Source organism: Streptomyces sp. NPDC004629, from assembly GCF_042873595.1.
Lineage (GTDB): Bacteria > Actinomycetota > Actinomycetes > Streptomycetales > Streptomycetaceae > Streptomyces.
Map to the genome: position 1 here is coordinate 127,230 of NZ_JBIALO010000019.1, position 26,694 is coordinate 153,923.

At 71.3% G+C, this 26,694-nt stretch carries 19 protein-coding genes and 1 pseudogene; 16 read left to right on the top strand and 4 right to left on the bottom strand.

From position 1 onward, the window contains the following. Window positions 1-473: 473 nt before the first annotated feature. Window positions 474-3,197: a bifunctional SulP family inorganic anion transporter/carbonic anhydrase gene (locus ACFYTE_RS27235; protein WP_388715584.1), complete on the bottom strand. Its 2,724-nt coding sequence runs from the start codon at window positions 3,195-3,197 to the stop codon at window positions 474-476. 329 nt (window positions 3,198-3,526) lie between these two features. On the opposite strand from ACFYTE_RS27235, the gene ACFYTE_RS27240 reads away from it, so the two are divergent. Next, window positions 3,527-4,792, top strand: coding sequence for a hypothetical protein (locus ACFYTE_RS27240; RefSeq protein ID WP_388715587.1), 1,266 nt, complete (start codon window positions 3,527-3,529; stop codon window positions 4,790-4,792). Window positions 4,793-4,797: 5 nt separating this feature from the next. On the opposite strand, the gene ACFYTE_RS27245 is transcribed toward ACFYTE_RS27240, so the two are convergent. Beyond that, complete coding sequence (locus tag ACFYTE_RS27245) at window positions 4,798-5,778, bottom strand: ATP-binding protein (protein ID WP_388715590.1); 981 nt, start codon at window positions 5,776-5,778, stop codon at window positions 4,798-4,800. Window positions 5,779-5,878: 100 nt separating this feature from the next. Here ACFYTE_RS27245 and ACFYTE_RS27250 point away from each other — a divergent pair, with 100 nt between their 5' ends. Beyond that, window positions 5,879-6,703, top strand: a complete 825-nt coding sequence (locus ACFYTE_RS27250) for an oxidoreductase (RefSeq protein ID WP_388715593.1) — start codon at window positions 5,879-5,881, stop codon at window positions 6,701-6,703. Window positions 6,704-7,035: 332 nt separating this feature from the next. Here the strand turns inward: ACFYTE_RS27250 and ACFYTE_RS27255 are convergent, their stop codons facing one another. Continuing rightward, window positions 7,036-7,869, bottom strand: coding sequence for an HAD family hydrolase (locus ACFYTE_RS27255; RefSeq protein WP_388715596.1), 834 nt, complete (start codon window positions 7,867-7,869; stop codon window positions 7,036-7,038). A gap of 582 nt (window positions 7,870-8,451) precedes the next feature. On the opposite strand from ACFYTE_RS27255, the gene ssd reads away from it, so the two are divergent. The 7 genes and pseudogenes from ssd to ACFYTE_RS27290 form a co-directional block, all read left to right on the top strand. Continuing rightward, a complete protein-coding gene (gene ssd, locus ACFYTE_RS27260; protein WP_388715599.1) occupies window positions 8,452-9,555 on the top strand; it encodes a septum site-determining protein Ssd in 1,104 nt (367 codons plus the stop codon). Next, on the top strand, window positions 9,552-10,742 hold the full coding sequence (locus ACFYTE_RS27265) for a TadA family conjugal transfer-associated ATPase (RefSeq protein ID WP_388715602.1): 1,191 nt from the start codon (window positions 9,552-9,554) through the stop codon (window positions 10,740-10,742). Before ssd ends, ACFYTE_RS27265 begins: the two co-directional genes overlap by 4 nt. Window positions 10,743-10,759: 17 nt before the next feature. After that, complete coding sequence (locus ACFYTE_RS27270) at window positions 10,760-11,629, top strand: type II secretion system F family protein (RefSeq protein WP_388715605.1); 870 nt, start codon at window positions 10,760-10,762, stop codon at window positions 11,627-11,629. Further along, window positions 11,626-12,441 (top strand): type II secretion system F family protein, encoded by an 816-nt coding sequence (locus ACFYTE_RS27275; protein ID WP_388715608.1) that lies wholly within the window; start codon window positions 11,626-11,628, stop codon window positions 12,439-12,441. The genes ACFYTE_RS27270 and ACFYTE_RS27275 overlap by 4 nt, the downstream gene beginning before the upstream one ends. A gap of 141 nt (window positions 12,442-12,582) precedes the next feature. Beyond that, window positions 12,583-12,783: a DUF4244 domain-containing protein gene (locus ACFYTE_RS27280; protein WP_388715611.1), complete on the top strand. Its 201-nt coding sequence runs from the start codon at window positions 12,583-12,585 to the stop codon at window positions 12,781-12,783. A gap of 28 nt (window positions 12,784-12,811) precedes the next feature. Further along, window positions 12,812-13,159, top strand: coding sequence for a TadE family type IV pilus minor pilin (locus tag ACFYTE_RS27285; RefSeq protein ID WP_388715614.1), 348 nt, complete (start codon window positions 12,812-12,814; stop codon window positions 13,157-13,159). Continuing rightward, window positions 13,156-13,674, top strand: a pseudogene (locus ACFYTE_RS27290) (Rv3654c family TadE-like protein); the annotation flags it as partial. The gene ACFYTE_RS27285 and the pseudogene ACFYTE_RS27290, both read left to right, overlap by 4 nt. A gap of 214 nt (window positions 13,675-13,888) precedes the next feature. Here ACFYTE_RS27290 and ACFYTE_RS27295 read toward each other — a convergent pair. After that, window positions 13,889-16,606: a DEAD/DEAH box helicase gene (locus ACFYTE_RS27295; RefSeq protein ID WP_388715617.1), complete on the bottom strand. Its 2,718-nt coding sequence runs from the start codon at window positions 16,604-16,606 to the stop codon at window positions 13,889-13,891. An 81-nt stretch (window positions 16,607-16,687) separates the two neighbouring features. On the opposite strand from ACFYTE_RS27295, the gene bldG reads away from it, so the two are divergent. From bldG to topA, 7 genes are all read left to right on the top strand, one after another. After that, window positions 16,688-17,029 carry an anti-sigma factor antagonist BldG gene (bldG, locus tag ACFYTE_RS27300; RefSeq protein ID WP_010986038.1) on the top strand — a complete coding sequence of 114 codons (342 nt, stop codon included), beginning with the start codon at window positions 16,688-16,690 and terminating at the stop codon, window positions 17,027-17,029. Between the two features lie 157 nt (window positions 17,030-17,186). After that, window positions 17,187-17,624 (top strand): ATP-binding protein, encoded by a 438-nt coding sequence (locus tag ACFYTE_RS27305; protein ID WP_388715620.1) that lies wholly within the window; start codon window positions 17,187-17,189, stop codon window positions 17,622-17,624. 387 nt (window positions 17,625-18,011) lie between these two features. Then, window positions 18,012-20,420 (top strand): sodium-translocating pyrophosphatase, encoded by a 2,409-nt coding sequence (locus ACFYTE_RS27310; protein WP_388715623.1) that lies wholly within the window; start codon window positions 18,012-18,014, stop codon window positions 20,418-20,420. 213 nt (window positions 20,421-20,633) lie between these two features. Next, window positions 20,634-21,206, top strand: a complete 573-nt coding sequence (locus ACFYTE_RS27315; protein WP_388715626.1) for a small secreted protein — start codon at window positions 20,634-20,636, stop codon at window positions 21,204-21,206. Between the two features lie 69 nt (window positions 21,207-21,275). Further along, window positions 21,276-22,802: a methyltransferase gene (locus tag ACFYTE_RS27320; RefSeq protein ID WP_388715629.1), complete on the top strand. Its 1,527-nt coding sequence runs from the start codon at window positions 21,276-21,278 to the stop codon at window positions 22,800-22,802. 556 nt (window positions 22,803-23,358) lie between these two features. Continuing rightward, complete coding sequence (locus ACFYTE_RS27325; protein WP_388715632.1) at window positions 23,359-23,556, top strand: hypothetical protein; 198 nt, start codon at window positions 23,359-23,361, stop codon at window positions 23,554-23,556. A gap of 245 nt (window positions 23,557-23,801) precedes the next feature. After that, a complete protein-coding gene (topA, locus tag ACFYTE_RS27330; RefSeq protein WP_388715635.1) occupies window positions 23,802-26,624 on the top strand; it encodes a type I DNA topoisomerase in 2,823 nt (940 codons plus the stop codon). Window positions 26,625-26,694 lie beyond the last annotated feature (70 nt).

Sequence of the window (26,694 nt, forward strand, 5' to 3'; positions counted from 1 at the left end):
CGATGACAAGGGTCGACCTCCAATTGGTTTAGACCTCTGTGCGGGGGCTCGGCTACTTCTACCCACGGACGCCGACCGCCCGGAGTTCACACCCACCGGCACCTAGCGCCCTCCGTGGAGGAACACGGGCGTTTCGGCCACGGCGGCACGGACCCGCACTGCGAAGAGTGCCACCAGCGCCAAGCGGACCCACCACCGCCCCCCGCCACGGCCCGGCGTGTCGCCGAGCCACGGCGGGCCTGCGTCCCGAAGGCCCTCAGCTCCTCCCGGTACCGACGGGCAAGAAGAAACCGTCGGGCAGCCTGTCCCGCGGGGCGCTGCTGCTCGCGGTGTCCCTCGTGACGCACGGCGGGGCGGGCCAATCAGGCTGCCCCTGGCTCCTGGGGCGAGTGGCGTCGGGGTCCCGGTGTGCGGCCGCTACGCGCGCGGCCGCACACCGGCCTCCCCACCCCGCTTCGGCCCGCCCCGCCCGCTCACGCGAGGCTGGGCAGCTCCTCCGCCCCCGGCACGTGCTGGAACACCTCGTCCCCGACCGTCCCACCGAGCAGATACGCCTGAGCCTCGCCCACGTGGAAGTACATCCCGTGCAGCTCCAGCCCGCCTTCCGCCCGCGCCCGCGCCACCGAGTCATGGGCGTGCAGGTGCTCCAACTGCTGGACCACATTGGTCAGGCAGAGCTGCTCGACCGCGTCCGCGGCCGGCCGCCCGGCCAGCCGTGCCCAGGGGCGGCTGTCGTCGGCCATCCGTTTCAGGCTCGGCTGCCCGTGCCGCAGCCACCGGCCGAGCGGTGTCTGCCCGTCCCCGGGGGCGGAGTTGAGGAGGGCCTGCATGGCCCCGCACCCGGAGTGCCCGCACACCGTGATGGACCGCACCTTGAGTACGTCCACCGCGTACTCGATCGCGGCCCCCACCGAGTCGTCACCCCACTCCTCGCCCGGCGGCGGCACCAGGTTGCCGACATTGCGGACGACGAAGAGGTCGCCGGGACCACTGGAAGTGATCATCGACGTGACGAGCCGGGAGTCGGCGCAGGTGAGGAAGAGCTGGGACGGCCGCTGCCCCTCCCGCGCCAGCCGTGCCAGCTCATCCCGCACGAGGGGTGCGGTGTTGCGCTGGAACGCGCTGATCCCACGGGCTAGTTCATGCCCACCGAAGCTGTGGGCTGCGCTCGCACCGGTTCCGGTGAGGGCTCCGGTACCCGTGCGAGTGTTGAGACTGCCTGTGGAGCCGACGCCGACACGGGCGCCTGGGCCTGTGCCGGAGCGCGAGCCTTGGCCCGAGCCGGAACCCGGTTCCGAGCCAGCGCCCGCGCCCGAGGCTGAGCCCGTGCCCGAGGCTGAGCCCGTGCCCGAGGCTGAGTCCGTGCCGGAGCCGGGAGTCGAGCCCGAGCCATGGCCCGAGGTGACCGGGCGCGTGCCAGGGTCGGAGGTGGCGGGGAATGGGCCGGTGCCGGAACCCGCGCCGTCGCCTCCTCCACCGCCTACGCCGCCTCGCACGCCGGTCTCGCCGCCCGGCAGCCCGGCCTCGTCAGGCGCCCGGTGTCCGGTCGCGTAGTCGCCCGATGAGCCGTCCCGGCCGCCCTGACCGCCGGACGGCATGGCGCACTGGTGGTTGCGCCATGGTGTCCAAGGGCGGCAGTGGCACTCGGCGGAGGTCGGCCGCTCGCTGGTCCGGATCCCCGTGCGGCAACCGGTCAGCTCGGTGGTGCCGCCCAGCGCGGTGTGTGAGGTCCGCCAGTCCTGCAGTGACTCGTACGCCGCGTGGTCCATGAACGAACCGTCCAACTCCACCACGGCGTAGGCGCCTTGGGGTACGAGGTGCAGGGCCCGGCTGAGCCGGGGGACCGCCAGGAACGTCAACTGTCCGCATACATGTACGTGATGGACTCCTCCCTTCTCTTCGTGCGTGATACGGGTTCGGGTGAGGCGGTGCATGGCTACGGCGACGGCCACGGCGACCCCGAGCGCCACGCCCTCCAGGACGCCCAGGAACACCACGCCGAGTGTGGTGACGGCGTATACCAGCACTTCTCTGTGGCGGGTCACCGTGCGGATGTGGTGCAGAGACACCATCTGGATGCCGACGGCCATCACCAGGGCGGCGAGCGAGGCGAGCGGGATGAGGTCCAGGACCGGAACCATCAGCAGCGCGGCGACTACTACGAAAACGCCGTGCAGCATCGTGGAGTTCCGGCTCACGGCACCGGATTGCACATTCGCCGAACTCCGCACCGCCACGCCCGCGACCGGCAGCCCGCCGAGCGCCCCCGAGGCGATGTTGGCCGCGCCTTGTCCGAGCAGTTCCCGGTCCAGGTCGGAGCGGCCGGCGCGGGGTTCTGGGCCGGGGCGGGCGGCGATCATCTTGTCCACGGCAACCGCACCCAGCAACGACTGCACGCTGCACACCAGTGTGGTGGTGAGGACGGCGGCGGCCAGACCCAGCACCGGTCCTTCCGGCAGCCCGGCGAGGGCATGGCTGCCCCAGGACGGCAGGTCGACCTTGGGCAGGACCAGCCCGGCGAGCGAGGCGGTGACCGTGGCCCCGGTGACGGCCACCAGGGCGGCCGGGACCTTGCGCAGTAGTCGGCCCGGCCGGCCGGGCAGCCGCGGCCAGGCCAGGAGCAAGACCAGGGTCAGCGCGCTCATCGACACCGCCGCGGGGTGCAGGTCGGCCAATTGGGCGGGCAGACCGAGGATGTTGTCGATGACTTCACTCTGCGGGGTGCCGCCCAGCACGACATGCAGCTGGGCGATGGCGATGGTGACGCCGATGCCGGCGAGCATGCCGTGCACCACGGCGGGGCTGACGGCGAGGGCGCTGCGGGCCACGCGCAGGCACCCCAGGCCCAGTTGAGAGAGTCCGGCGAGGACGGTGATGGCGCACGTCGTGCGCCAGCCATAGCGGTGGATCAGATCGGCGGTGACGACCGTGAGCCCGGCGGCGGGGCCGCTGACCTGCAGCGGGCTGCCGCCGAGCCATCCGGCGACGAGCCCGCCGACGGCGGCGGCGACCAGGCCGGCCTGGAGCGGGGCGCCGGTGGCGAGGGCGATGCCGAGGGACAGAGGGAGAGCGATCAGGAAGACCGCGATCGACGCGGACAGGTCGGCGCCCGCGATGCGGAACCGGCGGTGCGGGGCAGGGGGCGGGCTGTGCGGTTGATGCGGGTGCTTGGGTCGGGTGTGGACGCAGGCTGACATGTTCCCGTCTCCTCCGGGGCAGCGCGGTCGCGGAATGGGGGTCCCGTCCATGACGGGGCGGTCGCGGCCGTGGGTCACGGCGTGCAGCGGCGGGATGAATCAACGCTCAGTAAACGAATCGTAATTGCGAGTAAAGGTCATGCATATCTTTTCTACGCAAATGGTGCAGATATTCACCTATTGAGGTGAAGTGGGCCGTTTATCGGCTTGTCGTATTAAGTCCTTCTCGGTCCCGTGCGACCTTGGCGGCGCTGTCGGCACAACCCGGCGCATCGCCGCAAAACGCCTGATCAGCGTTTGCCTGAGAGAAGGAAGAAGGTGGGCGGAACATGGCCGCCAACCAGAGGATCGCCGTGGGTGCCATGGTCGCCGCGGCGTGTGCCGCGTCGCTCGTCGGTTGCGCGACCGGCTCCAGCGGCTCGAAGGAGGGGGCACCCGGCCCGGCGAAGGGAGCGCCGGCGCCCAACAGCATGCTTCGTCTGATCGGCGACGGATCCACCGCTTACACCGGGGCGCAGCCCCACCTGCCCAAGCCCGAGCGGCTCAAGTCCGGCGAGAAGCCACCGCAGTTCGTGGTGTTCTCCTGGGACGGTGCCGGCGAGGACAGTCAGAAGCTGTTCTCCCACTTCCGCAAGGTCGCCAAGGACAACAACGCCACCATGACCTTCTTCCTCAGTGGCGTGTACATGCTGCCGGAGGAGAAGCGCGACCTCTACCGTCCCCCGCAGCACTCACCGGGCCGCTCGGACATCGGCTTCAACGACGAGAAGGGCATCGCCGACACCGTTCAGCAAGTGCGTCTGGCCTGGCTGGAGGGCAACGAGATCGGCACTCACTTCAACGGGCACTTCTGCGGCACCGGCGGCGGGGTCGGCGAATGGTCCGTGGAGGACTGGAAGAGCGAGATCGCCCAGGCCAAGCAGTTCGTGAAGAACTGGAAGACCAACAGCGGACTGACGAAGTCCGCGCCGTTGCCCTTCGACTACGACAAGGAGCTGATCGGCGCCCGTACCCCGTGTCTGGAAGGCCAGAAGAACTTCATGAAGGCGGCCCGGGACATGGGCTTCCGCTACGACACCAGCGGCGTCAACAACCAGGTCTGGCCCAAGAAGAAGGAAGGGCTGTGGGACCTGTCGATGCAGCTCGTGCCGTTCCCCGGCCACACCTACGAGCAGTTGACCATGGACTACAACTTCATGGTCAACCAGTCCGGCGCCTCGACCCAGGGTGACCCTGACAAGTACGACTACTGGGGCGACCAGATGCGCGACGGTCTGCTCAAGGGCTTCTACCGGGCCTACGACGGCAACCGCGCCCCTCTGGTCATCGGCAATCACTTCGAGTCCTGGAACGGCGGCACCTATATGCGTGCCATCGACGAGGTCGTCGAGCAGGTGTGCAACAAGCCCGAGGTGCGCTGCGTCTCCTTCCGGCAGCTCGCCGACTGGCTGGACGCCCAGGACCCGCAGATCTTGGAGAAGCTGCGCACCCTGGAGGTGGGCGAGGCGCCCAAGCAGGGCTGGGCGTCCTTCCTCTCGGCCCGCCCGGCCCCGGCCCCGAAGGGGGTGCCCGGGGCGCCGGCGGTCAAGCAGTAAGGCCGTCAGGCGGGGGCGGCGACGCCCTCGCCCAGCACGAACCCGGGGTCGACCTGCGCCGCCAGGTCGGCCCCGGTGCGCTCGTTGCCCCACGCCTCGGCGTTCTTCAGGTGGAAGTGCACCATCTGCCGCGTGTAGCGCTCCCAGTCGCGCATCTCGTAGGTCGCGTCGGCGGCGACCCGGAGCTTGCGCAGGGCGCGGCGGTTGGCGTCCTCCAGGAACTCGAATCGGGGCGGCCGGCCCTTCTCCATCGCGCGCACCCAGTCCGAGTGCCCGAAAGCCACGAGCAGGTCGTCCCCGACCTCCGCGCGGAGGAAGTCGAGGTCGTCCTCGCCCTGCACCTTGTTGCCCACGACCTGAAGGATCACCCCGAAGTCCCGGGCGTACTCCTTGTACTGGCGGTAGACGGAGATCCCCTTCCGGGTCGGCTCGGCGATGAGGAACGTGATGTCGAAGCGGGTGAACATCCCGGAGGCGAAGGAGTCCGAGCCCGCGGTCATGTCGACCACGACGTACTCGTCGCGGCCGTCGACGAGGTGGTTGAGGAACAGCTCCACCGCTCCGGTCTTGGAGTGGTAACAGGCGACCCCCAGGTCGGCGTCCGTGAAGGGCCCGGTGACCATCAAACGGACGGCGCCGCCGTCGAGTTCCACCGGTCGCGCGCAGGCGTCGTAGATCGGATTCGGCTCCCGCACCAGGACCAGCTGCGAGCCCTCGCCCGGCGGGGTCGTCTTGATCATCGTCTCGGCGGAGGCGATGCGCGGGTTGGTGCCGCGCAGGTAGTTCTTGATCAGCGGCAGCTGCTCGCCCATCGCGGGCAGCGCGGCCGCTTCCGCCTCGCCGATGCCGAGGGCCGCGCCGAGGTGCTGGTTGATGTCGGCGTCGACGGCGAGGACCGGCGCGCCCGTGGCCGCGAGATGGCGGACGAAGAGGGAGGAGAGCGTGGTCTTGCCGCTGCCGCCCTTCCCGACGAAAGCAATTTTCATGTTCACGAAGAGTAGTCGCGCGATGGCGTTGTGTCGCAGAGTGTGAGGAGAAGACCACTCCTTCGTGGGGCGGGTGTGTGGGGTGCGTAGTGTCGTACCCATGAGTACGACAGGCGCGACCGCCGATCCGCTCGCGGCCCTGGGTTCACTGCCCGGTGTGGCCGAGTCCGTGGAGTCCGTGCGCAAAGCGGTGGACCGGGTCTACGGGCACCGGATCATGCGGCGGCGCAGCAACGAGATCACCTCCGAGGCGGCGCTGCGCGGCGCCCGGGGCTCCGCGGCGGTGTCCGGTGCGGACTGGGCTCTGGAGGAGGTGCGGCGGCGCACCGACTTCGGCGCCGACGACGACGCGCGCGTGCTCGGCGCCGCTCTCAGGCTGACCGCGGAGGCGGGCCAACTGCTGTCGGTCTGGCGGCAGTCGCCGCTGCGTGTGCTGGCCCGGCTGCACCTGGTGGCCGCCGCGAGCGGCGCGGACGAGGCGGGCAGGCCGCGCCGGGACGGCGAGCCCGTCGACGAGCCGCTGATCGAGCTGCCGCTGCCCGGTGCGGACGAGGTGTCCGGCCGGCTGGAGGGGCTTGCGGAGCTGATCGTCGCGGGAAGCGCCGCTCCCGCCCTGGTGACGGCGGCCGTCGTGCACGGCGAACTGCTTGCGCTGCGCCCTTTCACTTCCCACAACGGCCTCGTCGCGCGCGCGGCCGGGCGGATCGTCCTGGTGGGCAGCGGCCTGGACCCGAAGGCGGTGTGCCCGGCCGAGGCGGGGCATGCGGAACTGGGCCGCGCGGCCTATCTGGCGGCCCTCGACGGCTATGTCTCGGGCACTCCGGAGGGCATGGCCGCCTGGATCGCCCACTGCGGCAAGGCGGTCGAGCTGGGGGTGCGTGAGTCGACGGCGGTGTGTGAGGCGCTGCAGCGCGGCGCGGCCTGAGAACAGGGCTGCGGCGGTACGAATCCTCGTACCGCCGCTGGCATGCGCACCGGGTTACCAAGCGTCCTCGATGTATTGCCCATCAGGCCGGGATCTTCGCCCGTCACCTGGTGCAGCTGGCCCGTAATCGACGGGTCGACGTCGCGTGGGTGCCCGGTGTTCATGCTCGGTCCGTGGGGCCGAAAGCGTCTTAAAAGGTGATCCTCTCGGATGTCCTTGGTCTCGCGGGCCGTTGAGTCCTTTGTACTGCAAGCCCGGAGCAAGCGGAACCCCTGGCCATGGTTCTTTACTTTTAGGTTCAAACGCCTATCAATCGGGCGGCGGCGAGGGGGTCAGGCGACTGAGCTGCGGCGCCGGGAGGCGTACCAGACCAGACCCGCCGTGGCCGCCGCCGCGCCTATCGCGGCCGCGGCCACCAGAACAGGACGCGGCGGTGCCGAGAACGCGGGCAGCCGCTGCTTGAGCCGGACCGGCCGGTGGAAGTCCAGAATCGGCCACCCGCGCGCGAGTGCCTCGCGGCGCAGCGCCCGGTCCGGGTTCACGGCGTGCGGATGCCCGACGGCCCGGAGCATCGGCAGGTCGGTCGCCGAATCGCTGTAGGCGTAACAGCGGTCGAGGTCATACCCCTCGGACTCGGCCAGCTCCTTGATCGCCTCCGCCTTGGTGGGTCCGTAGGCGTAGTACTCCACTTCCCCGGTGAAGCAGCCGTCGTCACCGACGACCATGCGGGTGGCCACCACCCGGTCGGCGCCGAGCAGTTCGCCGATCGGCTCGACCACCTCGGCACCCGACGTGGACACGATCACGACGTCGCGCCCGGCCGTGTGATGTTCCTCGATGAGGGAGGCCGCCTCGTCGTAGATGATCGGGTCGATCAGGTCGTGCAGGGTCTCGGCCACGATCTCCTTCACCTGCTGGACATTCCAGCCGCGGCACAGGGTGGACAGATACTCACGCATGCGCTCCATCTGGTCGTGGTCCATGCCGCCGACCAGGAAGACGAACTGCGCGTATGCGGTACGCAGTGCGGCCCTGCGGTTGATCAGCCCGCCTTGGTAGAACGACTTGCTGAAGGTGAGCGTGCTCGACTTCGCAATGACCGTCTTGTCCAGGTCAAAGAAGGCCGCGGTGCGGGCCAAGGGGTGGTTTTCCACGAGCCTGAGCATAGGCGCCCACCATTCGGCGTAAGGTGGGGCGCGTGGGTTTGCCTGAGAGAGCTCTCGGGTACACCATGGAAGTCACGGATCGTTCGCGACCGTGCTAACCCGGTCCGACTCCTCCCCCCCCGAGTCGGCCGTGGGGACGACCCCCGCTCTCCCCCCCGGCGGGGGTCGTCGCATGTCCGGGTGGGTTTTCTCCTTCTCCAGGCGGCCTCGGTGCCGCGGCAGGGCGGCGTCGACCGCCCTTTTCTTCTGCCCATGATCCGTCACGGAACGTAGTGGCGAGGGTGCGCTGCGGAAGTCGTACGGCGCCTCGTGCGCGGGTCACCGGTTTGGGTGACGGCGATATTCACAACCACCGAGTTGTCCACAGTTTTCGACCAAGATCCACATGATTTCCGGGATCGCTGCACCGTGATTCCAACGCGCTCCGCCCGCCGCGAGTTCGTGGCCGGTTCCGTTTGTCGGCGCGCGTTTGGCCGGTTCGTATCGGCCGTTCATATGAAGGCCGGTCGCCGGTTCTTCACACGTTCGGGAATCGCGTGGCCGCATCGGGCCGTGCGCAGATGCAGCGAAGGGGGACCACACATGGCCGGAACCGTCACTCACGATCCACCGCCCGCCGTCGGAGGACGCCCGGGCAGGCCGCTCATCGTCACCGAGGACGCCGAACTCCTCGACGACCTGCTGCGCCTGTGCGCGGCGGCAGGCGCGACACCCGAGGTCCACCACGGGGTGCCGGAGAGCAGGGGCAGCTGGGAGGCGGCGCCGCTCATCCTGGTCGGTGACGATGCCGCGCGGCGCGTGCGTGGGGCCGCGCGCCGACGCGGAGTGGTGCTGGTCGGCCGGGACCAGGACGACTCCGGGGTCTGGAAGCGGGCCGTCCAGATCGGCGCCGACCACGTCCTGATGCTTCCCGACGGCGAGCAGTGGCTGGTCGACCGCATCGCCGACGTCGCCGAGGGAGTCGGACGCCCGGCGCTCACCGTCGGCGTCATCGGCGGCCGGGGCGGCGCCGGAGCCTCCACGCTCGCGTGCGCGCTCGCCGTCACCTCCGCGCGCGAGGGACTGCGCACGCTGCTTGTGGACGCGGATCCGCTCGGCGGCGGACTCGACGTACTCCTCGGGGGTGAGACGGCCGAAGGACTGCGCTGGCCGGCCTTCGCCGCCTCGCGTGGCCGGGTCGGCGGCGGCGCCCTGGAGGAGTCCCTGCCCCAGCTGCACTCCCTGAGGGTGCTCAGCTGGGATCGCGGCGACTGCGTCGCCGTCCCGCCGCAGGCCGTGCGGGCGGTGCTCGCCGCCGCCCGGCGGCGCGGCGGCACGGTCGTCGTCGACCTGCCCAGGCGACTGGACGACGGCGTCGCCGAGATCCTCGCCCAGCTCGACCTCGCGCTCCTCGTCGTCCCCGCCGAACTGCGCGCCGTCGCGGCGGCCGGACGGGTGGCCTCCGCCGTCGGCATGGTCCTGCGCGACCTGAGGCTGGCGGTACGCGGGCCGTACGCGCCCGGATTGGACGACCGTGAGGTGGCCCGCCTGCTCGGCCTTCCCCTGGTCGGCGAAGTGCCCGTCGAGTCGGGGCTGCTGCGCCCGCACCACAGCGGGAAACCGCCCGCCGCGGCCGGCCGGGGACCCCTGGCCCGGTTCTGCAAGGACTTCTGGGAGCGCACGCTGGTCGAGGCGGGTGCCGCATGAGGGCGATTCCCGGCCTCGAACCGGCGGACGGCGCGCGGCTGCTCGACGGCGTGCGGCGTCGACTGGCCGAGAGCGGCGCCGAGCCGACACCCGCGCGCGTGGCGCAGGCGCTGCGCGACCAGGGACGGGTGCTCGGTGACGCCGAAGTCCTCGGCGCGGCTGCCCTGTTGCGCTCCGAACTGGTCGGCAGCGGCCCCCTGGAACCATTGCTCGCCGATCCGTCGGTCACCGACGTCCTGGTGTCGGCCCCGGACCGGGTGTGGGTGGACCGGGGCGGCGGCCTGGAGCTGACCGCGGTGACCTTTCCGGACGCGGCGGCTGTACGGCGCCTCGCGCAGCGGCTGGCCGCCGTGGCGGGACGCCGGCTCGATGACGCGCGGCCCTGGGCCGACGCCCGGCTGCCCGACGGAACCCGGCTGCACGCGGTGCTGCCCCCGGTCGCCGTCGGCTGCACCTGCCTGTCACTGCGGGTCGTACGGCCCCGGGCGTTCACCCTCGACGAGCTGGTGGCGGCGGGCACGGTGCCGCCCGGCGGGGACCGGATCCTGCGGGCACTGCTTCGGGCGCGGCTGTCCTTCCTGATCAGCGGCGGTACGGGAAGCGGGAAGACGACCCTGCTCAGTGCCCTGCTCGGGCTGGTCGGACCCGGGGAGCGGATCGTGCTCGCCGAGGACTCGGCGGAGCTGCGGCCGGACCATCCGCACGTCGTGCGGCTGGAGACCAGACCCGCCAACCAGGAGGGCGCCGGCCTGGTCACCCTTGAGGACCTGGTGCGCCAGGCGCTGCGGATGCGCCCCGACCGGCTGGTCGTGGGCGAAGTGCGCGGTCCCGAGGTCGTGCACCTGCTGGCCGCCCTCAACACGGGGCACGAGGGCGGCTGCGGCACCGTCCACGCCAATGCCGCCGGGGACGTCCCGGCCCGCCTGGAGGCCCTGGGCACCGCCGCCGGGCTCGACCGGGCCGCCCTGCACAGCCAGCTGGCGGCCGCGCTGTCGGTGGTGCTGCACCTGATCCGGGACCCGACCGGCCGCCGTCGGATCGCCGAAGTGCACGTCCTGGAGCGGGACCCCGCGGGCCTGGTCCGGACGGTCCCGGCGCTGCGCTGGGCCCCGGGGGCGTTCGCGCGGGAGCGCGGATGGGAGCGGCTGAGCGGGCTGCTCCGCGGTGACGCAAGTGAACAGAAGTGAACAGGACTGTGGGGGCGATGAGAGTGACCCATGAGATGTCGACGGGAGCTGCGGGGGTGTGCGTCGCGGTGGCCGTGTGGCTGTTCGGCGAGCGGCACCGCGGCGCGCGGCGGGCGCGGTTGCTGCTAGCAGGCGGCGGAGCCGTGGGGACGGGGCCGCCCCAGTGGGGCCTGGCGGCGGGCGAACTGCAGCGCCTGCGCGGCCGGTTGCGGGGCGAATGGTGGGCCCTCGGTATCGGGCTGCTGCTCGCGCTGCTGGGCGCATCGGTGATTCCGGCCGTCGCGGGGGCGGCCGGCGTGCCCGTGCTGCGCCGGATGCGGCTGGCCAGGGCGGCCCGGCGGACCCGGGAGCGGCGGACGGACGTGGTGATCGCCCTGTGCGGGGCGCTCGCCGGGGAGGTGCGCGCCGGACGGCAGCCCGGGGACGCGCTGCTGCGCGCCGCGCGTGACAGCGGCGGGCTCGGGGACACGCAGGCCGCGGTCCTTGCGGCGGCCCGGTTCGGTGGGGACGTACCGGGCGCGCTCGCTGCGGTGGCCCGGCAGCCGGGTGCCGAGGGGCTGCTGGGGCTCGCGGCGTGCTGGCGGGTGGCCGTGGACCAGGGCGCCGGGCTCGCGGCCGGCCTCGACCGGCTCGACGCGGCCCTGCGCGCCGAGCGGGACCAACGGGCCGATCTGCGGGCCCAGTTGGCGGGCGCTCGGGCGACGGCCGTGATGCTCGCGGCCCTGCCCGTCCTCGGGCTCCTGCTGGGTACGGCCATGGGCGCCGACCCGCTGCGGGTGCTCCTGCACACCGGAGCGGGACTGGGCTGCCTGGTGGTCGGCGGACTCTTCGAGGCCGCCGGGCTGTGGTGGGCGGCGCGGATCGTACGGGGAGCGGAGGCGGCATGAGTGCGGACGTTGTCCACAGGCTGGGGGCGGCCGCCGGAGCGGCGCTGGTGCTCGGCTGGTTGGTACGGCAGCTGGCGGTGGGGCGGCGAGAGCGCCTGATGCGCGGACGGCTGGCACGGCTGCTGACGCCCCGTGCGTCGGCCGCGCGGGTGCCCACCTCGCGCGGGGCTGCCGGGCGGTCGGCCTTCGAGGTGCACGCTGCCGTACGGCGGTGGCTGCCGTGGGCCGGTGCGGTGTGCGCCGGTTGGGTGCTGGCCGGCGGGGTCGCGGGGGCCGTGGTGGGGCTGGGCGTGGCCGCGGCGCTGTGGCGGTGGCGGCGCCGGCAGAGGGCCGCGGGTGGGGCGGAAAAGGCCGATGCCGCCGAGGCTGCTCGCCAACTGCCGCTCGCCGCGGATCTCCTGGCGGCGTGCATCGCGGCCGGTGCCGGCCCGGTGATCGCCGCTCAGGCCGTCGGCGAGGCCCTCGCGGGACCCGTCGGGGAAGGGCTCGCGCGGGGTGCGGCGGAGATGCGGCTGGGCGGTGAACCGGCCGAGGCCTGGCGGCGGTTGGCGGCTCTGCCGGGCGCCCGGCCGCTGGCCCGGCTGCTGGAGCGGGCCGACGAGTCCGGGCTGCCCGCGGCGGGACCCGTAGCCCGGCTCGCCACGGACGCCCGCGCGCAGTGGGCGCGCACCGCGACGGCGCGGGCCCGCCGGGCGGCCGTCATGGTCACCGCGCCGGTGGGGCTGTGCTTCCTGCCCGCCTTCGTCACCGTCGGCGTCCTGCCCGTGGTGATCGGGCTGGCCGGGGGAGTGGTGCGAGGGGGTGGCGGATGACGAGGTGAGACGGCGGCGCGGCGATGGCGGCGGCCTGATCCGCCGGCCCAACCGGCCCGCCGACAAGGCGACATGAGTGGCGGAACCGCACGACTGGCAGGGCAGACACGGCCGACAAGGCCACTGAACAAGGGAGTTGAGATGAACGTGAAGGTCAAGAAGGCGTGGACCCGGCTGTGTGTGACGCGGCGCCGGGACTCGGGGATGGTGACGTCCGAGTACGCGATGGGGATCGTCGCGGCGGTGGGGTTCGCGTTGCTGCTCTACGAGGTCGTGACGAGCGGCCAGGTTCGTGCGGAACTGCAGGCCATCGTGAAGCGAGCCCTCAGTGCGCGGATGTGAGCGGCAGGAGAGGCGCGACGCGGGGTTCGTGACGGCAGAGGCGGCCGTGGTGCTGCCCGTACTGGTGGCGTTCACGATGGCACTTGTCTGGGGGCTGTTCGTGGTGGCGGCGCAGATCCAGTGCGTGGACGCGGCCAGGACGGGTGCGCGGGCGGCGGCCCGGCAGGATCCCGACGATGCGGTCGTGGAGGTCACCCGCGCGGCGGCACCGGGCGGCGCGAAGGTCACGGTCGCCCGCGAGGGGGACCAGGTGCGCGTCACGGTCGTGGCGCGGCCGCCACTGCTCGGCGCCTTGCCCCTGGAGGTGCGGGAGGAGGCCGTGGCGGCCGCGGAGGAGACAGTGGGGGCACCGCCGACGGGGGAGGCGAGCCCATGAGACGCCGTGTGCCGGAGCGCTTCCGCTGCTCCGTCCGGAGCCGGTTGCCCGGATGGCGCGGGGGCCGCCGCCCGGACCGTCTCGGCTGTCTTCCCCGGCAGGGTCGTGGCTGTCTCTCGGGCCGTCCGACTGGCGGGCGCCGGGGACGGTTGCCGGGTGGTTTCAGTGGGCGGCATCGGGGGCGATTCCTGGGTGGTCTCACTGGACGGCTTCGGGGGCGGCTCTCGGGGCGCTCACCTGGGTGGGGCGCCGCGCGGTTTTCGGACGAGGGGTCCGCCACCGTCTGGAGCGTCGGGGCGATCGCTGTCCTGTGCGTGGTGTTCGGCGTCGTGCTCGCCCTGGGGCAGGCCGTCGTGATCCGGCATCGGGCGGCGGGCGGCGCGGATCTCGCGGCACTCGCGGCGGCGGACCACTGGTCCGAGGGCACGCAGGGGGCCTGTGCCCGGGCCGAGCGGGTGGCGGGCGCGCAGGGCACGCGGCTGGTGCGGTGCGTGATCGTCGGGGAGACCTCGGACGTCACCGCGGCGGCCGGTGGCGGGCCGTTCGCGGCGCAGGTCAGGGCGCGGGCCGGTCCTGCGGGGCCGCTTGCGCGGGACCCGCTGCCCGCACCCTCGCCGACCGTTGCGCCGGCTCCGGACGCGGCCTCCCACCGGGGGCCGGCGTCCGCACAGGAACCGGCGTCCGTTCAGACGGCTGCTCAGATCGCGATGTCTTCTCGTGCCGCGGCGGCTACTGGGATTCCGAAACCCGCGCAGGTCCCGGCGTCTCCCCGGGGCCCGGCGCCTGCTCCAGCCCTGGAGTCCGTTCAGCGCCCGGCGCGTGCCCGACCTCTGGCGCCTGCCCGACCTCCGGCGCGTGCCCGACCTCTGGAACCTGCTCCAGCCCCGGAGTCCGTTCAGCGCCCGGCGTCTGCCCAGCCTCCGGCGCGTGCGCAACCTCTGGCGCGTGCCCAGCCCCCGGCGCGTGCCCGGCATCCGGCGTCTCCTGCGGGGGCCCCGGCTCCCGCGGGGCATCCCGCAGCAGGGTCGTGAGGAGTCGTACCGCTCCTCGCTTGTGCAACGGCTCGTTCCCGTTGCCGCACTTGGGGGACTGGATGCAGGACGGGCAGCCGGCGTCGCACTCGCAGGCGGCGATGGCCTCGCGGGTGGCGGCCAGCCAGTCGCGGGCGGTGTGGAAGGCGCGTTCGGCGAAGCCCGCGCCGCCCGGGTGGCCGTCGTACACGAAGACCGTCGGCAGGAGCGTGTCGGGGTGCAGCGGCACCGAGACGCCCCCGATGTCCCAGCGGTCGCAGGTGGCGAAGAGCGGCAGCATGCCGATCGAGGCGTGCTCGGCGGCGTGCAGGGAGCCGCCGAGGATCTCCGGGTTGATCCGGGCCTCGTCCAACTGGTCCTCGGTGACCGTCCACCACACCGCGCGCGTCCGCAGCGTACGAGGAGGGAGGTCGAGCTTCGACTCGCCCAGCACTTCACCGGTGATGACACGTCGACGCAGGAAGGAGACGACCTGGTTGGTGACCTCTACGGAGCCGTAGCAGAGCCGGCCCGCGCCCCAGGGGACCTCGATGTCCGTCTCCAGGACGGAGATGGACGTGGTGTCGCGGGCGACCGTCGAGTAGGCCGGTTCCGCCTGCTCGACCAGGGCGACCGAGTCCTCCAGGTCGAGCGAGCGCACCAGGTAGGTGCGGCCCTGGTGCAGATGGACCGCGCCCTCGTGCACGGTCGAGTGCGCGGCGCCCGCGTCGACCGTGCCCAGCAGGCGTCCCGTCCCGGCCTCCACGACCTGCACCGGCGTGCCGCCCGCGCCGCGGATGTCGGTCAGGTCGGCGGCCCGCTCGCGGCGCGTCCAGTGCCAGGACCTGGTCCGCCGGCGCAGCAGCATCGCGGCCTCCAGCTGCGGCAGCAGCTCCGCGCAGGCCGGGCCGAACAGCTCCAGGTCCTCTTCGGTGAGCGGGACTTCCGCGGCGGCCGCGCACAGGTGCGGGGCCAGGACGTACGGGTTGTCGGGGTCGAGGACCGTGGACTCCACGGGCTGCTCGAACAGGGCTTCGGGGTGGTGTACGAGGTAGGTGTCCAACGGGTCGTCGCGGGCGACCAGGACCGCAAGGGCGCCCTGGCCGGAGCGTCCGGCGCGGCCCGCCTGCTGCCACAGGGACGCGCGCGTGCCCGGGTATCCGGCGATCACCACGGCGTCCAGCCCGGAGATGTCGACGCCGAGTTCCAGGGCGGTCGTGGCGGCCAGGCCCAGCAGCTCGCCGGAGTGCAGGGCGCGTTCCAGGGCGCGACGCTCCTCGGGGAGGTAGCCGCCCCGGTAGGCCGCCACGCGCCCGGGCAGGGAGCGGTCGACCTCGGCCAGGCGTTCCTGGGCGATTACCGAGATCAGCTCGGCGCCGCGCCGGGAGCGGACGAAGGCGACCGAGCGCACGCCCTGCACGGTGAGGTCGGTCAGCAGGTCGGCGGTCTCGGCGGTGGCGGTGCGGCGGACGGGTGCGCCCTTCTCGCCGTGCAGCTCGGTGAGCGGAGGTTCCCAGAGGGCGAACACGAGTTCCCCTCGGGGAGAGGCGTCGTCGGCGACCTCGACGACCGGCAGGCCGGTCAGCCGGCGGGCCGCCACGGACGGCTCCGCGGCGGTCGCGGAGGCCAGCAGGAACACGGGGGAGGCGCCGTAGCGGGCGCAGAGGCGGCGCAGTCGGCGCAGTACCTGGGCGACGTGCGAGCCGAAGACCCCCCGGTAGGTGTGGCACTCGTCGACGACGACGTACTTCAGGGACTTCAGGAAGGAGGACCAGCGGGCGTGTGAGGGCAGTATGCCCCGGTGCAGCATGTCCGGGTTGGTGAGGACGTAGTTCGCGTACTGGCGGATCCACTCGCGTTCCTCGAACGGCGTGTCTCCGTCGTAGACGGCGGGACGTACCGCGGTGCCGAGCGGTTGTGAAAGTTCTTTCACCGATCTGCACTGGTCCGCCGCGAGGGCCTTCGTGGGGGCCAGGTACAGCGTGGTGCTGCCGCGGCCGTTCGGGGCCTCGGAACCGTCCAGGAGGGCCGACAGGACCGGCACGAGGTATGCCAGTGACTTGCCGGAGGCGGTGCCCGTGGAGACGATCACCGAGTCGCCGTCGAGGGCGTGCTCGGCGGCCAGGGCCTGATGGGCCCAGGGGTGGTCGATGCCCGCGGCCTGGACGGCCGCGACGACCTCCGCACGGATCCGGTCGGGCCAGACGGCATGGCGTCCCGCGCGCGGGGGCAAGTGCTCCGTATGAGTGATGCGCGCAGACCGGCTCGGCCCCGAGGCGAGCCGGTGCAGGACCGTGCCCGGGGAGCGGGATGCGGCGTCCGTCGGGGGTCGATCGGATCGGTGATTCTTGGCCATCGGGACCGAGTGTGTCACCGGTGTGACGGACAATGGGGCCAAGGCGTCGTGCACGCCTGCCGGTAAGTGATTGAATGCCATCGCGGCTGGCGTACGTCCCGGGGGCCGCAAGCCGAGGTGTCCCGAGGGGCGACCGCTCGATAGCAAGGTGCTGGAGGATCCGTGGACCTGTCCCTGTCGACCCGTACCGTCGGCGATCGTACGGTCGTCGAGGTCGGTGGCGAAATCGACGTATATACCGCGCCCAAGCTGCGCGAGCAGCTGGTCGAGCTGGTGAACGACGGGAATTTCCACCTCGTCGTCGACATGGAGGGCGTGGACTTCCTCGACTCCACCGGGCTCGGCGTGCTGGTCGGTGGCCTGAAGCGAGTGCGTGCCCATGAGGGCTCCCTGCGCCTGGTCTGCAACCAGGAGCGCATTCTCAAGATCTTCCGCATCACCGGCCTCACCAAGGTGTTCCCGATTCACACCTCGGTCGAGGAAGCGGTTGCGGCCACCGACTGACCTTGGTCCGTCGACCGGATCCGGGTCGTTGAGCGGCCCGGTCCGCCGTAGGACCACGTCCCGGGCCGATGGCCCGGGCCGTACAAGTTGATCAGGGGGGCGGGGCTTTCGGCGGCCCGGCCCCCCGACCGCACGCCCGAAGTTCCGAGGGGGATGCATGGCCACCGTTGAACTCCGTTTCAGCGCGCTGCCCGAGCACGTCCGGACCGCCCGACTGGTGGCGGCAGCGGTGGCGCGCAGGGCCGGGGTGGACGAGGCCGTACTCGACGAGGTCCGGCTCGCCGTGGGCGAGGCATGCTCCCGCGCCGTCGGGCTGCACCAGAGTTCCGGTATCACCGCGCCGGTGAAGGTGGTGCTGGTCGAGGAGGAGAAGCAGTTCTCCATCGAGGTCGGCGACGAGGCGCCCCGTTCGGCCCCGGGTGACCGGGCGCCCGGCGGGCCCGGACACGACGCGGACGCGGAGGCCGAGGAGGACGAGATGGGCCTCGCGGTCATCAGCGGCCTCGTCGACGACGTGGAGGTGACCGCCGGAGAGCACGGCGGGCAGATCCGTATGACCTGGCCGACCACGCCGCCGGCGGTCGCGCTCGGCTGAGACGTTCCGTACCACCGGCTCTCCGCCGGTGCGATCACCTGCCACCGGCACCCCGTCGGCACCCTGCCGGCTCCGTCCGTGGCGTGCGCCCCGTCGGGCGTCACACTCAAGGGCCCTGCTCAGCAGGGCCTTTCGTGTTGTTGTCTGCCACCGCCGCCGGAATTCGTGAAGAAATTCACGATCAATGACCCGATAATTTGATCAAGCGTCAATGCGGGCGTCAATGCTTTTGAGGCATTACCGCTTTCGGGTTCGCTGGCGTGGCGTCGATCATTTGCTGAAGAGCAAGTGAAGGCTAATTCCGTCTACCGCGCTCTGTTTTGATCAGGTTCCGGTACCTACAATCCGTCCACATCTTGAGCTCAGCCCAAGCGTCAAGGAGGACGAATGGCGGGGCTTTCTACCCCTCATCAGTTGGGCCACCCCACAACCCTCGCAGCCGCAGTCCTGACCGACGGCAACCGTGTCCTGGTGGCGGTCTTCGTGGTCGTCGCGCTGGCCGCGCTCGTGGTAGCCGGGATCCTGGTGCGCCAGGTGCTCGCGGCCGGCGAGGGCACCGACAGCATGAAGAAGATCGCTGCGGCGGTCCAGGAAGGCGCCAACGCCTATCTGGCCCGCCAGCTGCGCACACTCGGCATTTTCGCCGTCGTCGTGTTCTTCCTGCTCATGCTGCTGCCCGCGGACGACTGGAATCAGCGTGCCGGACGGTCGGTGTTCTTCCTGATCGGCGCGGCGTTTTCGGCGGCCACCGGCTATATCGGCATGTGGCTCGCCGTGCGCAGTAATGTGCGCGTCGCCGCGGCGGCCCGGGAGGCGACACCGGCGGAGGGAGAACCGGAAAAGGATCTCACCACCGTCTCTCACAAGGCCATGAAGATCGCTTTTCGTACGGGCGGCGTCGTCGGCATGTTCACGGTGGGGCTCGGCCTGCTGGGCGCCTCCTGTGTCGTGCTGGTGTACGCGGCCGACGCGCCGAAGGTGCTTGAGGGCTTCGGCCTCGGGGCCGCCCTGATCGCCATGTTCATGCGGGTCGGGGGCGGCATCTTCACCAAGGCCGCCGACGTCGGCGCCGACCTGGTCGGCAAGGTCGAGCAGGGCATTCCGGAGGACGACCCGCGCAATGCCGCGACCATTGCCGACAACGTGGGCGACAACGTCGGCGACTGTGCGGGCATGGCGGCCGACCTGTTCGAGTCGTATGCCGTGACCCTGGTCGCCGCGCTGATCCTCGGCAAGGCGGCGTTCGGTGACTCCGGGCTCGCCTTTCCGCTGCTGGTGCCGGCCATCGGTGTGATCACCGCCATGATCGGCATCTTCGCGGTCGCCCCGCGCCGGGCCGACCGCAGCGGCATGTCCGCGATCAACCGTGGCTTCTTCATCTCGGCCGTGATCTCGCTCGCCCTGGTGGCGGTGGCGGTCTTCGTCTATCTGCCGGGGAAGTACTCCGACCTCAGCGGCGTCACGGACGCGGCGATCAGCGGCAAGGACGGCGATCCGCGGATCCTCGCCCTGGTCGCGGTGGCGATCGGCATCCTGCTCGCCGCGGTGATCCAGCAGCTCACCGGCTACTTCACCGAGACCTCTCGCCGCCCCGTGCGCGACATCGGCAAGACCTCGCTCACCGGCCCGGCCACCGTCGTGCTCGCCGGCATCTCGATCGGCCTCGAATCGGCCGTCTACACCGCGTTGCTGATCGGACTCGGCGTCTACGGCGCGTTCCTGCTCGGCGGTACGTCGATCATGCTGGCGCTGTTCGCGGTCGCGCTGGCCGGTACCGGCCTGCTCACCACCGTCGGTGTGATCGTCGCCATGGACACCTTCGGCCCGGTCTCCGACAACGCACAGGGCATCGCCGAGATGTCCGGCGACGTCGAGGGCGCCGGCGCGCAGGTGCTCACCAACCTGGACGCGGTCGGCAACACCACCAAGGCCATCACCAAGGGCATCGCGATCGCCACCGCCGTCCTGGCGGCTTCGGCGCTGTTCGGGTCGTACCGCGACGCGATCACGACCGGGGCGCACGACGTCGGTGAAAAGCTCTCCGGGGCGGGCGCGCCGATGACCCTGATGCTGGACATCTCGCAGCCCAACAACCTCGTCGGCCTCATCGCGGGCGCTGCGGTCGTCTTCCTCTTCTCCGGGCTCGCCATCAACGCCGTGTCGCGGTCGGCGGGCTCCGTGGTGTTCGAGGTGCGCCGGCAGTTCCGCGAGAAGCCCGGGATCATGGACTTCAGCGAGAAGCCCGAGTACGGCAGGGTCGTCGACATCTGCACCAAGGACGCCCTGCGGGAGCTGGCCACGCCGGGCCTGCTGGCCGTGATGGCGCCCATCTTCGTCGGCTTCACGCTCGGCGTCGGCGCGCTCGGCTCGTATCTGGCCGGCGCCATCGGCGCGGGCACGCTGATGGCCGTGTTCCTCGCCAACTCCGGCGGCGCCTGGGACAACGCCAAGAAGCTCGTGGAGGACGGCAACCACGGCGGCAAGGGCAGTGAGGCCCATGCGGCCACGGTGATCGGCGACACCGTAGGCGACCCCTTCAAGGACACCGCGGGACCCGCGATCAACCCGCTGCTGAAGGTGATGAACCTGGTGTCGCTGCTGATCGCGCCGGCCATCATCAAGTTCTCCTACGGCAGCGACAAGAGCCTCGGCGTGCGGATCCTGATCGCGGTCCTCGCGCTCGTGGTCATCGTCGGCGCGGTGTACGCCTCCAAGCGGCGTGGCATCGCCGTGGGGGACGAGGAGGAGGACGCCGAGCGGGTGTCCGAGTCGGCCGGTCCCGCGGTGGTTCCGTAGGCGGTCCTGCCAAGGTCGCTCAAAGGGCGGGCGGCGCGTACTGACGCGCCGCCCGCCCGCTTCACGTGCGCGCGCCCGCCGCTGCGACCGTGAGCCTTCTCTCCCCTGGAGTAAATGCCATTAAAAGTTCTCTTAACGGACGTATGGCGTGCGGATGCGGACGGTGCGGCGTGTAAGGTCCGGGGGCCGAGAGCCACGGAAGGGACCGATCCGGTGAACAAGAAGCTCGCGGCCGCACTGTCCGGCGGCGCGGTACTGGCGCTGGCGCTGACGGGATGCAGCGGCGACGACACCAACGAAAAGCTGGACGCCTGGGCCAAGCAGGTCTGCGACGCGGTGCAGCCGCAGGCCAAGAAGATCGCGGCCGCCAACACCGCGATACAGAAGCAGACCTCGGACAACAGCGCACCGGCGGACGTGCAGAAGACGGACGCGCGGGCCTTCCAGGACATGTCGAACGCCTACAAGGCGATCGGTACCGCCGTCAGCTCGGCCGGGGCGCCCGCCGTCGACGGCGGTGAGAAGAAGCAGCAGGACGCCGTCAAGGAGCTGAACGCCATCTCGGCGCAGTACGCGTCCCTGAAGAAGCAGGTCGACGAGCTGGACACCAAGAACCAGGGGAAGTTCGCCGACGGTCTCAAGGACATCGCGACGGAGCTGTCCAAGCTGAGCAAGACCGGTAACGACGCGCTCAAGAACCTGGAGGAGGGCGACGTCGGCAAGGCGATGGCCAAGCAGGAGACCTGCAAGTCGGCGTCCGCGTCGGCCTCGCAGACCGCGAGCTGATCCGGGGGCTGTGGCGGGGCCGACTCCGGGAGGGCTCGGGTGCGTGCACCGCCCGTACGAGCGGACACAATGGGACACGTGAGTAACGCCACCCTGCGCTCCCTGCCGTCCTCCGACCGCCCCGATGTCGCCGCCCGGCTGCGTGAGGCCCTGCTCGGCGCCTCCTTCACCGCCGACGGGCTGCTCGAACTGCTCGGCGCCCCGGCCTATGCGGCACTGGCCCGCAGCGAGACCGTGCCCGCGCTCCGGGCGACCCGCGGTGACACGCCGCTGGAGACGCTCGTACGGCTGTTCCTGCTCCAGCAGCCCGTTCTGTACGCGCGCGTGGCGGACGTGCTGCCCCTGCCGGAGTGCCTGGACAGCAGTTGGCTGGTGCGCACGGGCGGGGACGAGGTCGCCGCGACCGTGGACGTACGGCCGTACGGCGGTCCGGGCGGCGAGGACTGGTTCATCGTGTCCGACCTCGGGTGCGCGGTCGGCGGCGCGGGCGGCATCGGGAACCGTGACGAGGGGGTCGTGCTCGGGGTCGGCGGCGCCTCCACCACGCTCGCCGGCATCACCGTACGCACGCCCGTGGCCGCCGCGCTCGACCTCGGCACCGGCTCGGGGATCCAGGCCCTGCACGCCGCCCAGCACGCCACGCGCGTGACGGCGACCGACGTCAACCCGCGCGCCCTGCATATGACCGCACTGACCCTCGCCCTGTCCGGTGCCCCTGCCGCCGACCTGCGCGAGGGATCGCTGTTCGAGCCGGTCAAGGAGGGGGAGACGTACGACCTGATCGTCTCGAACCCGCCCTTCGTGATCTCGCCCCGCGCCCGGCTGACCTACCGGGACGGTGGAATGGGCGGGGACGATCTGTGCCGCTCGCTCGTTCAGGAGTCGAGGGAACGGCTGAACGTGGGCGGGTTCGCGCAGTTCCTCGCCAACTGGCAACACGTGGAAGGGGAGGACTGGCAGGACAGGATCAGATCGTGGGTGCCGCGCGGGTGCGATGCCTGGGTCGTGCAGCGCGAGGTGCAGGACATCACGCAGTACGCCGAGCTGTGGCTGAGGGACGCCGGCGACCACCGTGGGGACGCCGCCGAGTATCAGGCGCGGTACGACGCCTGGCTCGACGAGTTCGAGGCGCGCAAGGTCAGGGCGGTGGGGTTCGGATGGATCACGCTGCGCAGGACGGAGGACGCGGCGCCCTCCGTCACCGTGGAGGAATGGCCGCATCCGATCGAACAGCCGCTCGGCGAGGCGGTCCGGGCGCACTTCGCCCGCCTCGACTACCTCCGGGAGTATGACGACGCGGCCCTGCTCGACAGCCACTTCCGGCTCGTCGCGGAGGTCGTGCAGGAGCAGGTCGGACTGCCCGGCGCCGAGGACCCGGAGCATGTCGTGCTGCGCCAGAACCGCGGGATGCGGCGCGCCACCAAGGTGGACACCGTCGGCGCCGGTTTCGCGGGCGTGTGCGACGGCACGCTGAGCGCGGGCCGCATTCTGGACGCCATCGCCCAGTTGTTGGGCGAGGACCCGGTGGTCCTGCGCGACCGTACGCCGGCGCAGATCCGCCTCCTCGTGGAACAGGGTTTCCTGGAGCCGGCGTGACGAGGCGCCCGCCCTTGGCGGGGGCCGCTCTGTGGCTTCCGTGGTGTCTGTGGAGTGCGCGCCGCGGTGACCTCGTGCGGCTCCCGGCCGTTCGGTCAGGCGCGCCATGTGACTGATGCGCTCTTTGTGGCATGCGTGTCTGCTGTGATCAGGGGCCTGCTGTATGCCATCGGTGACATGTGTAGCTACCGTGGTCTGCGTGCCAGTCGTGACCCGCGTGCCAGCGGTGTGGTGCCTGCCGTGACCTGAGTGCCAGCCGTGACCCACGCGGCTACGTAACTTGCGCGCCGCCGTGACCCGTGCGTCACCGTGCTCCATAGGCCCTCCGTGATCCGTAGCCGGCGCCCTCCGTGACCTGTGTCATCCGTTGTGTCATCCGTGCGGGAAATCGGCCGGAACAAGGTGGGCGGCCGGTTTGGGACGGGTGGGGGTCCGGACGCGGGAGGGAAGCGGCGACGACCGCGCGTTCACCTCGGATTCGCCCGTCCGCCGCCCGCGCGTGCCAGTCTCCCGGCGCTGGGTATGCATGGACGGGGGGAAAGGGGCGCGAGGAATCATGGAGAGCGGACCGGCGATCTTCGCGGGAGTGGTGTTCGCCCTGTTCGGGGGCGCTCTGCTGGCCTGGACCGGCACGCGGCTGCACCGCCGTGAGCCCATCGCCCACGGTGTGAGTCGGGTCGCATCGACGACCCTCACCGGCCTCGCTTCGGTGATCGCGCTGGGCCTCGGGGCGTACTGCTTCACCCGCATCTGACGGCGCCCCGCCTGCTGTTCCGGGCGTAAGGGGAGCGCCACCCTCCGGGCACGCCCGCACGGGCCCCCGAGAGGTCCGGGCGGCAGGAATGGCGGTAGTCGGGTTACCGTTCGAGTGGCCGTTGCGGGCTTTTCCCGTTTGACACGGGGGCGGGATGTACCGTCACACTCCGCAGCGTCACCACCACCCGACCCCGGGACAATGGCCTGGGGAGGCCCAAGCGTCGACCGGAGAGAAGAGCGAAGTTGTCCCCGACCAGCGAGACCGCACAGGGCGGCCGCCGACTCGTCATCGTCGAGTCGCCTGCCAAGGCGAAGACGATCAAGGGCTACCTGGGCCCCGGCTACGTAGTCGAAGCGAGCGTCGGGCACATCCGCGACCTTCCCAACGGCGCCGCGGAGGTGCCGGACAAGTACACCGGCGAGGTGCGCCGCCTCGGCGTGGACGTCGAGCACGACTTCCAGCCCATCTATGTGATCAACGCCGACAAGAGGGCGCAGGTCAAGAAGCTCAAGGACCTGCTGAAGGACTCCGACGAACTCTTCCTCGCCACCGATGAGGACCGGGAGGGCGAGGCGATCGCCTGGCACCTCCAGGAGGTCCTCAAGCCGAAGATCCCGGTCAAGCGGATGGTCTTCCACGAGATCACCAAGGACGCGATCCGCGCCGCCGTCGCCAACCCGCGCCAGCTCAACCAGAAGCTCGTCGACGCCCAGGAGACCCGCCGCATCCTCGACCGCCTCTACGGCTACGAGGTCTCGCCGGTCCTGTGGAAAAAGGTCATGCCGCGCCTGTCCGCCGGCCGGGTCCAGTCCGTCGCCACCCGGCTCGTGGTCGAGCGGGAACGCGACCGCATCGCTTTTCGTTCTGCTGAGTACTGGGACCTGACGGGCACCTTCGCGACCGGCCGCGCGGGGGATCCGTCGGACCCGTCGTCGCTCGTCGCCCGCCTGCAGAGCGTCGACGGCAGGCGGGTCGCGCAGGGCCGCGACTTCGACTCCCTGGGACAACTCAAGAGCGCGAACACCCTCCACCTCGACGAGGCGAACGCCCGCGCCCTCGCCGCCGCCCTGGAGAACACCCGCTTCTCGGTCCGGTCCGTCGAGTCCAAGCCGTACCGCCGCTCGCCGTACGCCCCGTTCCGTACGACGACCCTCCAGCAGGAGGCCAGCCGCAAGCTCGGCTTCGGCGCGAAGGCGACCATGCAGATCGCGCAGAAGCTGTACGAGAACGGCTACATCACCTACATGCGTACGGACTCCACGACGCTCAGCGACACCGCGATCAGCGCCGCCCGTGCCCAGGTCACACAGCTGTACGGCGCGGACTACCTGCCGTCCCAGCCCCGTACGTACGCCGGGAAGGTCAAGAACGCGCAGGAGGCGCACGAGGCGATCCGGCCCTCGGGTGATCGTTTCCGCACGCCCGCGGAGACCGGTCTGACCGGAGACCAGTTCAAGCTCTACGAGCTGATCTGGAAGCGGACGGTCGCCTCCCAGATGAAGGACGCGACCGGCAACAGCGTCACCGTGAAGATCGGCGGCACGGCCGCCGACGGGCGGGACGTCGAGTTCAGCGCGTCCGGCAAGACGATCACCTTCCACGGCTTCCTCAAGGCGTACGTCGAGGGTGCCGACGACCCGAACGCCGAGCTGGACGACCGTGAGCGCCGGCTGCCGCAGGTCGCCGAGGGCGACGCGCTGAGCGCCGAGGAGATCACGGTCGACGGGCATGCCACCAAGCCCCCGGCCCGCTACACCGAGGCCAGCCTGGTCAAGGAGCTGGAAGAGCGAGAGATCGGCCGCCCGTCGACGTACGCGTCGATCATCGGCACGATCCTCGACCGCGGCTACGTCTTCAAGAAGGGCACGGCCCTGGTGCCGTCCTTCCTGTCCTTCGCCGTCGTCAACCTCCTGGAGAAGCACTTCGGGCGGCTCGTCGACTACGACTTCACCGCCAAGATGGAGGACGACCTCGACCGCATCGCGGCCGGCGAGGCCAAGGCCGTGCCGTGGCTGAAGCGCTTCTACTTCGGCGAGGGCACGGCCACGGGTGGCGCGGCCGACGCAGGCAACGGCGACGGGGACCACCTCGGCGGCCTCAAGGAACTGGTGACCGACCTGGGCGCGATCGACGCGCGCGAGGTGTCGTCGTTCCCGGTGGGCAACGACATCGTGCTGCGGGTCGGCCGCTACGGCCCGTACATCGAGCGGGGCGAGAAGGACACCGAGCAGCACCAGCGCGCCGACGTCCCGCAGGACCTGGCGCCCGACGAGCTGAGCGTCGAACTGGCCGAGGAACTCCTCGCCAAGCCGAGCGGCGAGCGCTCCCTGGGCACCGACCCGGCGACGGACCGCCCGATCGTCGCCAAGGACGGCCGCTACGGCCCGTACGTCACGGAGATCCTCCCCGAGGGAACCCCGAAGACGGGCAAGAACGCCGTCAAGCCGCGCACCGCCTCGCTCTTCAAGTCCATGTCGCTGGACACGGTGACGCTGGAGGATGCGCTGCGCCTGATGTCGCTGCCGCGGGTCGTCGGCGCGGACGCGGACGGCGTGGAGATCACCGCGCAGAACGGGCGCTACGGGCCGTACCTGAAGAAGGGCACGGACTCGCGCTCGCTGCAGTCGGAGGACCAGCTCTTCACGATCACGCTGGAGGAGGCGGAGGCGATCTACGCCCAGCCGAAGCAGCGTGGCCGCGCCGCCGCCAAGCCGCCGCTGAAGGAACTCGGCGCGGACCCGGTCAGCGGCAAGCCGGTGGTCGTCAAGGACGGCCGTTTCGGACCGTACGTCACCGACGGGGAGACCAACGCGACCCTGCGCTCCGACGACAGCGTCGAGACGATCACCCCGGAGCGCGGCTTCGAACTGCTCGCTGAGAAGCGGGCGAAGGGTCCTGCCAAGAAGACGGCGAAGAAGACGGCCGCCAAGAAGGCCGCCCCGGCGAAGAAGGCCGCGGCGAAGAAGACGTCGGCCACGAAGGCGACCACCGCCGCGAAGAAGACCACGGCCAAGAAGACCACCGCGAAGAAGGCGACGGCCTCCAGGGCGTCCGTGGAGGACTGACGGCCCCGGACAGCGGGGGCCCGGCGTCGTCGGTCCTCCACATCGCGCACATCCGGTGCGTGAAGGGCAC